Source organism: Streptomyces sp. NPDC059455, from assembly GCF_042750115.1.
In the GTDB taxonomy this organism is placed as follows: domain Bacteria; phylum Actinomycetota; class Actinomycetes; order Streptomycetales; family Streptomycetaceae; genus Streptomyces; species Streptomyces endocoffeicus.
Genome location: NZ_JBHYVB010000098.1, coordinates 3078 through 13075 on the forward strand (window position 1 = coordinate 3078; position 9998 = coordinate 13075).

Annotated in this window: 8 protein-coding genes; all 8 read right to left on the bottom strand. The window is 68.3% G+C overall.

Annotated features, from left to right (window positions below; all coding sequences use genetic code 11):
• Positions 1 to 749 (bottom strand): methyltransferase (locus ACFXB5_RS30045; protein ID WP_385213458.1); only part of this gene is annotated, 749 nt, incomplete at its 3' end.
• 16 nt (positions 750 to 765) lie between these two features.
• The gene (locus tag ACFXB5_RS30050) at positions 766 to 1956 is read right to left on the bottom strand and encodes a cytochrome P450 (protein ID WP_385213461.1); all 1191 of its coding nucleotides are present in this window, start codon (positions 1954 to 1956) and stop codon (positions 766 to 768) included.
• 26 nt (positions 1957 to 1982) lie between these two features.
• Positions 1983 to 3167 carry a cytochrome P450 gene (locus ACFXB5_RS30055; RefSeq protein WP_385213465.1) on the bottom strand — a complete coding sequence of 395 codons (1185 nt, stop codon included), beginning with the start codon at positions 3165 to 3167 and terminating at the stop codon, positions 1983 to 1985.
• Positions 3168 to 3240: 73 nt separating this feature from the next.
• Positions 3241 to 6168 carry an amino acid adenylation domain-containing protein gene (locus ACFXB5_RS30060; RefSeq protein WP_385213467.1) on the bottom strand — a complete coding sequence of 976 codons (2928 nt, stop codon included), beginning with the start codon at positions 6166 to 6168 and terminating at the stop codon, positions 3241 to 3243.
• Between the two features lie 38 nt (positions 6169 to 6206).
• Positions 6207 to 7037, bottom strand: coding sequence for a mycofactocin-coupled SDR family oxidoreductase (locus tag ACFXB5_RS30065; protein WP_385213470.1), 831 nt, complete (start codon positions 7035 to 7037; stop codon positions 6207 to 6209).
• Between the two features lie 20 nt (positions 7038 to 7057).
• Complete coding sequence (locus ACFXB5_RS30070) at positions 7058 to 7756, bottom strand: thioesterase II family protein (protein ID WP_385213473.1); 699 nt, start codon at positions 7754 to 7756, stop codon at positions 7058 to 7060.
• Positions 7757 to 7765: 9 nt separating this feature from the next.
• Positions 7766 to 8473, bottom strand: a complete 708-nt coding sequence (locus ACFXB5_RS30075; protein WP_385213475.1) for an FMN-binding negative transcriptional regulator — start codon at positions 8471 to 8473, stop codon at positions 7766 to 7768.
• A 254-nt stretch (positions 8474 to 8727) separates the two neighbouring features.
• Complete coding sequence (locus ACFXB5_RS30080) at positions 8728 to 9342, bottom strand: DNA-binding response regulator (protein ID WP_385213477.1); 615 nt, start codon at positions 9340 to 9342, stop codon at positions 8728 to 8730.
• Positions 9343 to 9998 lie beyond the last annotated feature (656 nt).

Here is a 9998-nt window from a genome sequence, read left to right on the forward strand (position 1 = left end):
GCCGCCGCGGCGGCGGCCTCGCGGCGTGGCATTCTGTGCTGCCCGGCAGGGCGGGCGGCCCCCCGCCGCGCGGGGCCGCGCGGCCCCTCCCCGCCCCCCCCCCAACGCTCGGCGACCCCGGCCGCTTCGAGGGTGGCCCGCGCGCCGTCGAGTGCCGCGGGCAGGTCGTACAGCACGCCGCGCAGGCCGGGCACAGCCGTCAGGATCGCGGCCATGAGGACGCCGTCGTCGCCGCCGAGATCGGCGATCGTCTCGAACCGGGAGAAGTCGTAGACTTGTGTGAGGCCGGTCGTGAACTCCTGGGTGCTTCGCCCCTTGGCCGCGCGATACATCGCCGACAGCCGCGGATCCCGCAGCGCCGACTCGTGGGCCGTCATCCCCGTGCCGGGGTGCCGCCAAGGCTCGCCGGTCCGCACGACCTGTGTGAGTGCCCCCCACGCCTGCCACAGTTCCGGCGTGATGGACAAGAGCACGTCGTCACGGAATGAGCCGGGCGTGCCGCTGCGCAGCAGGCCGCCGAGTTCGGTGAGGGCGAACCGCTCGTCGTCGAGCTGTTCCACCAGGCCCAGGCCGACCAGGGCGCGCAGCAGACGGCACAGTGCGGACGGGTCCGCCCCCGTTTGCCGGGCGAGTTGCTGATACTCCTGAGGGGCATCGGCGAGCGCGTCGGCGAGTCCCAGCTCCGCGGTGGTGTGAAGAATCTGCGCGGGCACGTATCCGGACACCATCGTGGGCAGCGGTGATTGCATCGTGGTGTATCCCTCGTCAGGTGGTGTGAAGAGGCAGCGTCTTGACGCCGATCATGTCGGGCGTCTCGAAGAAGCCGGGCGGGGAGCCGGGGTCGGTACGCAGTACGGGGAAGTGATCCAGCAGCGCGTTCATCGCGATGCGGCCTTCGAGACGGGCCAGTCCGGCGCCGATGCAGAAGTGGATTCCCCAGCCGAACCCGAAATGGGGGTTGGGGTCCCTGCCGGGGTCGTACTGCCCGGGATCCTTGAACTCCCGTGGGTCGCGATTGGCCGCCCCCAGCCACAGGAAGACCAACTGGTCCTTCGGAATGAGCTGCCCGGCCACCTCTGCCTCGGTCTCGGTGGCCCGGGTGAGCACCGTCGACGGTGGCAGCAGCCGCAGCGCGTCCTCGATGGCGCCCGGGACGAGAGACCGGTTCGCGCGCACCCGCTCGCCCTGTTCGGGGTAGGCGTCCAGGCACAGCATGGTGTTGCCGAGGACCATCGAGGTGGTGATGTGCCCGGTGATCAGCATGATGTTGGCGAGGTTGACCGCCTCGTTGTCGGTGAGCCTCTCCCCGTCGATCTCGGCGGTGGCCAGATGGCTCATCAGGTCCCCACGGGGCCGCTTACGGCGTTCCGCGAGGTGCCCCGCCAGATAGTCCAGCAGCGGCCGCATCCGCTCCGTGCCCTCACGGATGTCCTCGGCCCCCTGCTCGGAGTCGAGGGAGGAGAATCCGCTGAAGCTTTCGATGACGTTGTCCGCCCACCCCTTGAACATGTCGCGGTCGCTCGCGGGGATGCCCAGCAGTTCGGCGATGACGATGACCGGCAACGGATAGGCCAGATCGGCGACAAGCTCGATGACGGGCTTGCCCTCCACCGCGTCGAGCAGCTCGTTCGTGACCGCGGTGATCCGCGGTCCCATGGCCTCGATGAGCTTGGGGGAGAAGGCCGGGGTCAGCAGCTTGCGGAATTTGCGGTGCTCCGGTTGGTCCATCTGCGACAGATCGCCCTCGATGAGGGAGTCCTCGACGCTGACGGGGAGCAGGCGCGCCGTGCCGGAGGAGAAGGTCCGGTGGTCGCTCAGTATCTCCCGGCACTCGTCATATCCATAGACATTCCAGAGCTTTTGGGACTCGTCGTACTGGACCGGCCTCTCGGTCCGTTCGCCGCGCAGCCAGCGATGTTCCGGGTGGATGTCCCACCGGTCGACGACCGTGGTCATGGTGCACTCTCCCTCTGCCGGGCGGGTCAGCTGACCAGGACGGGCATGCTCTCCATGCCCCCGGCGTCAGCGATCTGGATGAATGAGGGTGGACTCGCCGGATCGGTGCGCAGCGTGGGGAAACGATCCAGCAGGGCGTTCACCGCGGTCCTGACGGTCATACGACCGAGCCGTCTGCCCACGCAGAAGTGAACCCCCCGGCCGAATCCCAGATGCGGGTTGGGAGTCCGGGCGGGGTCGAAGGTATGAGGGCTGTCGAACGCGCGCTCGTCCCGGTTGGCCGCGCCCGTCCACACCATGACCAGCTGGTCCTTGGGGATGTGCGTGCCGGCCAGTACGACGTCGGTGTTGGTGGCCTTGCCGACCGTCGTGACGGGGGAGAAGAACCGCAGAGACTCCTCGATCATGGGGGTCAGCAGCGACCGGTCCGCGCGCACCCGCGCCGCCTGGTCGGGGAACGCGTCCAGGATCAGCATCGTGTTGCTGAGGAGCATGGACGTGCTGTGGTGGCCGTTGATCATCAGGCGATTGGCGATGTTGAACACCTCGGTCTCGCCCAGCCGCTCGCCCTCGACCTCCACGTGCACGAGGTGGCTGAGTAGGTCCTCGCCCGGCCGCCGCCGGCGCTCCCGCGCCAGCCCGGTCCAGTACTCGCGCATCTCGCGCAGCAGATCGAACGCACGCTGGAGTGCGTACGTGTCCTCCTGAGCGACCTCGGGCGGCTCGAAGTCGTCGGAGCCGGCCATCTCCTGGGACCAGCGGTGGATCCGGGCACGGTCCTCACGGGGAACGCCCAGGAGCTCGCAGATCACGGTCATCGGAAGCGGCGTCGACAGGTCCGTCACCAGGTCGAACCCCTCCCTGCCGGCCAGTTCGTCGAGCAGTTCGTGGACCAGTGCCTCGACCCGCTGCTCCAGGCCGGCCACGAGCTTCGGGCTGAAGGCGAACTCGACCAGCCCGCGCACCTTGCGGTGTTCGGGTGGGTCCATCTGGGAGAAGTCACCGGCACAGATGTCCTCGGGCAGGTCGATGGGGTCCAGCCGTCCGCAATTATTGGAGAAGACGGTGGGCTGGGTGAGTATTTCGACCGCCTCCGGATAGCCGTAGACGTTCCACATTTTTAGGCTCTCGTCGTAATCGACGATCTTCTCCGGGCGCTGCCCATGTATCCATACATGGGCCGGATGGACATTCCATTCGTCAACGCGCATTTTGAACGCGTCCTTCCATGGAGTCTCTGAGAAATAAAGCAGGACCCTATCGTTCAATAGGGGTTACCCGCTGTCAAGATTCATCCCGGTTTTCACCGCCGCGGCGCTCTTCCACAAGCCTGATGAATCGGCTCGCGTTCGAGTTGATGTAAAAATCCCGAGGGCTGATCTCGGGCATTCCCTTTTCCCGCATGGCGGTGATGACCCGGAGCACCAGCAGCGAGTTGCCGCCCAGCTCGAAGAAGTTGTCGTCGGGGGCGGCCGCCGTCCGCAGACAGCGGCTCCAGATGCCGAGGATCTCCGCGGCCAGTCCGCCGGGACCGGGCGCGTCCCCCGCACCCTCCTCGCCGCCGGACCGACCGCCCGGCCCGGACGACGGCTGCGGGAGCCGCGCCATATCCGGCTTCCCGTTCGTGGTGAGCGGGACCGAGGAGATCTCGGTGAGTGTCGCCGGCACCATGTAGTCGGGCAGGAGCCGGCGGGTGTCGGCGAGGATCTCCCGAGTGCCGCAGCGCTCGGCGAGCACGACGTAGCCGTCGATCCTGCTGCTCGCGGGGTCGTCCGCGGACGCCTGGCGGACGGTGACGACGGCCGCGCTCACCCGGGGGTCGGCGGCCAGCACGGAGCGGATCTCGCCCAGTTCGATGCGATGGCCGCGGATCTTGACCTGGTCGTCGAGCCGCCCCAGGTGGTCGAGCCGGCCGTCGGGGCGCAGCCTGCCCCGGTCGCCGCTCCGGTAGAGCCGCTCCCCCGTTTCCTCGTCGATGACGAACCGCTGCGCCGTCAGGTCGGGTCTGCCCAGATACCCCTCCGCGAGGCCCGCGCCGCCGATGTGGATCTCTCCCGCCGCGCCCGGCGGCAGCACGCGGCCCCGCGGGTCGCGGACGGAGACCGACCAGCCCGGCAAAGCACGGCCCACCGTCCGCGAGCCCGTCACCACATCGGCAGGGGTCACCGGGTGCGCGGTGGCGTGCACGGTGGTCTCGGTGATCCCGAACATGTTGACCACGCGGCACCGGGTGGGCGAATACCGGGCGAACCACGGTGCGAGCAGTCGCACGTCGAGCGATTCGCCCCCGAATATCAGCAGCCGCACAGAAAGATCGCCTTCAGCCCGCCGGTCGGCTTGGCTCAGCGGAACGAATGCCGACGGAGTCTGATTGAGCACCGTGACCCGCTGCTCCGCCAGCAGGCCGCGGAATCCGTCCGCATCGCGTGCCGTCCAATACGGCACGACGACGAGTCGCCCGCCGGTCAGCAGACACCCCCATATCTCCCAGACCGAGAAGTCGAACGCGCTGGAATGAAAAAGCGTCCACACGTCGTCGGGGCCCAGCGCACATTCCTCGGCGGTGGCGTCGAGCAAAGAGATGACATTGCGGTGCGGGACGACCACGCCTTTGGGGCGGCCCGTCGACCCCGACGTGTAGATCACGTAGGCGGGGACGTCGGCGGTCCTGGGCGATCGCGGCGCCCTCCGGTCACGGTCACCTGCGGCGCTCAGATCGGTGAGCGGGACCGCTCGGACACCGCCGATCGCCGGAAAGTCCGCGGGGTCGGTGATGACCACGGACAGCCGGGCATCCTCGACGACGTACCTCAGTCGTTCCGGGGGGTACTGACGATCCATCGGGACGTAGGCGCATCCCGCCTTGAGGATGCCGAGCAGGGCGATGACGAGGGAGGCGTCACGGTCCAGGCAGACACCGACCTTGCTCGCCGGGGCCAGGCCGATGGCGCGCAGACCCGCAGCGACGCCGTCCGCGCGCTCCTGGAGCTGCCGGTAGGTCAGCTCACCCTCGTCGTCCACGACGGCCACCGCGTCCGGCCACTGGCGCGCCCCCTCCTCGAAGCGCTGGTCGATGCGTACGCCGCCGGTACCGGGCGGCGGGACGTCGTCGCGGCCCAGACGCAGGATCCGCGCCGTCTCCTCCGGGGCCAGCAGCGGGATCATCGACAGCGTCGGCTCGCCGGCGTCCCCCGCGAGCCGTGCGGTCAGCCGCTCGACACCGGCGCAGAACATCGCGGCGACGGGTGGGCACACCGCGCCCTCATCGAACCAGCAGGACGCCTCCGATGAGCCGTCGGGCCGCTCCGCGACGTGAATGGTGAGCGGGAAGGGGGGCGTCTGGAACGGCAGATGGACGCGGTCGCCGTTCCCGGAGGAGAACACGACGCCCAGTGCGGGGAGTCCGGGTCCCGCCTCCGGGCCGCACGCGGTGTCGAGCGCGGTGTCGATCTGCGTGAGGTAGTCGGCCGGGCTCTGCTCTTCGTCGATGTCGCCCACGCACACGACGGCGGTCTCGTACCGATCGCCATCCGCGTCGATCAGCCCGAGCCGGACGGCACTCTCGCCCGAGTACCGGGCAAGGGTGAGGGCGACAGCGCCGGCGACCGTCTGTATGCCGTGGCCGGCGAGCCGGGGCAGGACGAGCGTGCGGGCACTGACCGTTCTTGCGCGATTCGGGTCTCCCAGTCCCCACTCCACGGGGGCCCACCGCGCCGGCGGCGGCGCCGCCTCGTCCGGAAGCGGAAGCGGAAGAGGGAGCGTCGCGGTCGGCGCCGAGCCGGTGACCACGGCGTCGGCGATCTGGTCGAGTACCACGCGCGGGACCCGGGAGTGGTCCGCCACAAGCACGAGGTCGGCGACACCATCGGCGTACCGCAACAGGACCGCGCGCAGTGGAGAGCGGGCACCGAGGACAGGACGTAACGCTTCGCGGCGCGCCCGCTCGCGGGCGGCCGGGGCGTTCTGCGGCGCCGGTACGGAGGTCTCCCACAGCGGTGACCGGAGCAGGGCGGGCCATCGCTGGGCCGCTTCCTCCCAGCCCCGGTGGACCTGCCGCGCCTGGACCGAGCCGGGCAGCCTCGCGATCAGGGCGTGGCAGCCGCGGCCCGGTGCGGGCAGGACCTGCCGGAAGGGCACCATGGGGTGGATCGAAGCCGCGGGAGGTCTGGTCCCGTCGACCGTGCAGTGCGGTGTCCCGGTCGTTGTCGCCACGCTCGGCCCCCCTGCCGCGTCGGAGTGGTGTTGAGTCCTCACCTGCTGGTGAATCCCGCGTCGACGGTGAGCACCGTCCCGGTCACCCGACGGGAGTCGTCACCGGTCAGCCACACCGCGGCCCCCGCGACGTCGGCGGGCTCGACGAGGTCGTTCATCGGCTGATCCCGGAGGAAGATCTGCTCGAACTCCTCGTCCGGGAGCCGGAGCGAACGTGAGATCTCCCCGAGCATCCGGCCCTCGACCAGCGGATCGTCGCGCACGGAACCGGGGCACAGCGCGTTGACCCGTACCTGGTGAGGCGCGTAGTCGAGGGCAGCCGCCTTGGTCAGGCCGATGAGCCCGTGCTTGGCAGTCACGTATCCGCCGAAATTGCGGTAGCCGACCAGTCCGGCGGTCGAAGCCACGTTCACGATGCTGCCCGACCTCTGCTCCACCATGGACGGCGCGACCGCCTTGATCATCCGCCATGTGCCGGACAGGTTGACGTCGAGCATGAGCGCCCAGTCCGGCTCGTCGATCTCATGAACCGGCACACCCGACGGAGCCGCGATCCCCGCGTTGTTGATGAGCGCGTCGATCGAGCCGAAGCGGGTGAGCGCCGCGGTGACCGCCGCGTGGACGCCCGCCGGATCGCGCACGTCGACCGTCGCGGTGATGACGGCACTGCCGTCCCGTTCGCACAGCTTCGCCGTGTGGTCGAGCTGCTCGCGGCTGCCCAGCGGGTAGTCCACGCCGTCGAGGTCTGTGGCGATGTCGAGGAGTGCCAGGTCGGCACCCTCACGTGCGAATCTCAGGGCGCATGTGCGGCCGATCCCGCGGGCCGCTCCTGTGATCACGGCGGTTCTGCCTTCGAGTGACCTGCTCATGGGCACGCTTCCCGTCCAGCTCAGCCGCGACCGAGAGCTCGGAGCAGTGCGTCGGGACCGTCGGTCAGATACATGTGTCCGCCCGGGAGCTCCCGATAGCTGAACGTCCCCCGGGTGACCTCACGCCACTGCTGAGCGTCTTCCCTGGTGACCAGGGTGTCGTCCACCCCCCGGAGTGAGGTCACCGGTATGTCGAGGGGCTCGTTCGAGGACGGCTTGTAGTTCTCGTGCATGGCCACGTCCGCGCGGAGCGAGGGCAGCAGCAGGTCCCGCAGGTCCGCGTTGTCGAATGCCTCATGCCGGTAGCCGGCGAACTCTTCGACGCGCTCGAGGAATCCCTCGTCGTCGAGGCCGGTCGCCCTGTCGTCACGACCGACGTGGGGACCGGGGGAGCCGCTGACGTAGAGGTGTGCCAAGCCAGGATGGCCGAGCCGTACGAGTTCGCGGGCGATCTCGTACGACAGCACGGCGCCGAGGCTGTGGCCGAAGAGCCCGAAACGGGCGATGCCCGCAGTGATCTCGGCGACCTGGGGCGCGAGCTTCGCCGATGCCTCGGCCACATCGGTGAACGGCTCCTCGGAGAACAGTTCCTCGCGGCCCGGCAGCTGCACCGGTAACACGGTGACGCCGAGGTCTGGTCTCTTGCACCAGGCGCGGTAGAAGCCCGCTCCGCTCCCGGCGAAGGGGAGACAGACCAGCGGAAAGGACAAGGCGGACATGTTTCCTCGCTAACGCGTTCCCGAAGATGGTGGCGGGGCTGCGGACGAGCGCGCCGCCGTGGGGTCGAGGGCCTCCCTTCCGAGCCGGCCCATGAGTGACGCGACGTCACGGTGGACGGACGATCCTCGCCGGGCGAACGAGGACCGAACCCGTTCACGAATATGCGGGGGCTGCTCCTGGCTGAGCTTGAACATGCCGTCCGCGAGGGAGACGGAGATCCGGAACGCCCCTACGCCGGGTAGAATCCGATGAAAATAGTCGACGGATTCTTCCATGGACCAGCCGTCTCCGAATTCGACCTCGAATATCCGCACCGTTTCCTGAACGGTCGCCAGCGTGTCGCCCTCGGACTCAACCTTACGCAGCACGCCCCTCGCATGAACAGTGGTGAAGTTCCAGGTGGGTGCCGCGGGCGTGCATTCGTACACGGTGGGCGAGACATACGCGTGCGGGCCGGTGAATGTGACGACCACGGGAGTGCTGGTCCCGAGGGCCTTCCAGTGAGGGTTCGCCCTGTTCATGTGGCCCCACAGGGTAATGCCCGACAGGCGCGTCACCGGTTCTGCCTCGTAGGGGTCCATGATGATCGGCACATGGGTCACCCACGGAGGATCTCCTTCCCCTCCATTGCTGACCAATTGAGCCAGAGGATTGCTGCGGACAAGGTCCACCTTCCAGGATTCATCCGGTTCTTGGTAGACGCGAGGGACGAACACGTGACGCTCCTTCCGTCCTTGCCGCTGGGTTGATCTCGGCGACGTGACGTGGGGCGTGCGGTGTCCTGTCGACGGGACACCGCCGGCCGCCCAATACGAATCGAGCGTGGATGCAGCAGCTATTGTCGACCCGGTCTCGGACTACTTGGCCCTTCATCGGTGGTCGTCAACGCCGGTACCGTACAGCCGGATGTCCGCAATTGCCAGGGTCCCTTTCCTCCAGTGGGTTCGCGCATGCTGGAGGCGAGGTGCGGTCAGGGCAGCCAGCCGTTCTCCAACGCAATACGGATGGCATCGACCTTGTTACGTGCGTTGAGTTTTGTCAGGATCGCTGTCAGGTAATTGCGTATGGTGCCGATCGAGAGCCGAAGTGCGGCAGCTATCTCTATCGGCTCCGCGCCCTGTGCGACATGCTTCAGGACCTCCACTTCCCGCTCGGAGAGGGGATTCTCCTCGGCGTCCCATATGAGCTTGGCCAGATACGGGTCGACGAAGGCGCGGCCGGAGGCCACCTCGCGTACCGCCTCCGGCAGGCGTTCGGGCGGGGCTGTCTTGAGCAGCAGGCCGGCGACCTTCGCCGTGCGCGCCCGCAGCGCTATGCCCGGTCGCGCCGAACCGGCGAGTACCACGGTCCGGCAGGAGGGCAGGGTCTCGTGTATTCTCTCCGCCAGTGTCAGGCCACTCGCGTTGGATATGTCAAGATCGATGATCGCTACATCGGGCTTGCATTCCTGAACGGTGGGAATGACCATATCGCCGCGACCGATGCTGGCGACCACCTGCAGATCACGCTCGGTTTCGAGTAAGTTCACGAGCGCTCCACGGATCAGGTGTTTCTCTTCGGCGACGAGCAACCTTAATGCCTGCATTGCGTACCCCCGGTATCAATGGGACATGCCTGACTATTGGTGGCCACCAGTTCGGAGTTCCTTCATGGCGAAGGAACGACTACGCGTGCACTTTCGATGAGACGGGACGGAGGAGGGAGAGGTGCACGAAGTCCGGGCCGTCGCCCGTTTGCCCGGCCGGCTCAGCCACCCCCGCAGGTCGTACGGCCGAACCGAGCGCAGCCCTGACCTGCCGACGGTGTTCACCGGCAGCTCCAAGATCTCCTCGCTCCGGCATCGGCGGGCGACACGGTGCGGGACTCTGCGCGGCCCTCCGGGCACTGGCGAACGAGGACGGCGCCGCGCCGTTCCGGACATTTCAATCAGCGGACCACACATGGGTTTCAGCACGTCACGCCCCCCATATTTCAGCTCGCGGATGTGCTGGTTCGGCTCGGTCGTCTCCCGCCCTCGCCGCTCCAGCCGGCAATCCCGCCTTCGCCCGACGGGCCGTGCGGCGCCGTCGACGCAGGCAGGTCCGAGCGCTGCGTCCCGTACACCGACAGCACGAGTCCCGAGGCAGGGGGGGGGGGGGGGGGGGCGGGGGCCCCCCCCCCCCGGGCGCCCCCCGCCCGAAAAAACCGCGGCCCGGGGGGTTTAAAAAAAAATGAGGTCGCCGGGGAGTTTTGTGTTTTTTT

Excerpts from the sequence above, each read along its gene's own strand:
- ACFXB5_RS30050 (WP_385213461.1), bottom strand. The coding sequence starts at position 1,956 with ATGACCACGGTCGTCGACCGGTGGGACATCCACCCGGAACATCGCTGG.
- ACFXB5_RS30055 (WP_385213465.1), bottom strand. The coding sequence starts at position 3,167 with ATGCGCGTTGACGAATGGAATGTCCATCCGGCCCATGTATGGATACAT.
- ACFXB5_RS30065 (WP_385213470.1), bottom strand. The coding sequence starts at position 7,037 with ATGAGCAGGTCACTCGAAGGCAGAACCGCCGTGATCACAGGAGCGGCC.
- ACFXB5_RS30070 (WP_385213473.1), bottom strand. The coding sequence starts at position 7,756 with ATGTCCGCCTTGTCCTTTCCGCTGGTCTGTCTCCCCTTCGCCGGGAGC.
- ACFXB5_RS30080 (WP_385213477.1), bottom strand. The coding sequence starts at position 9,342 with ATGCAGGCATTAAGGTTGCTCGTCGCCGAAGAGAAACACCTGATCCGT.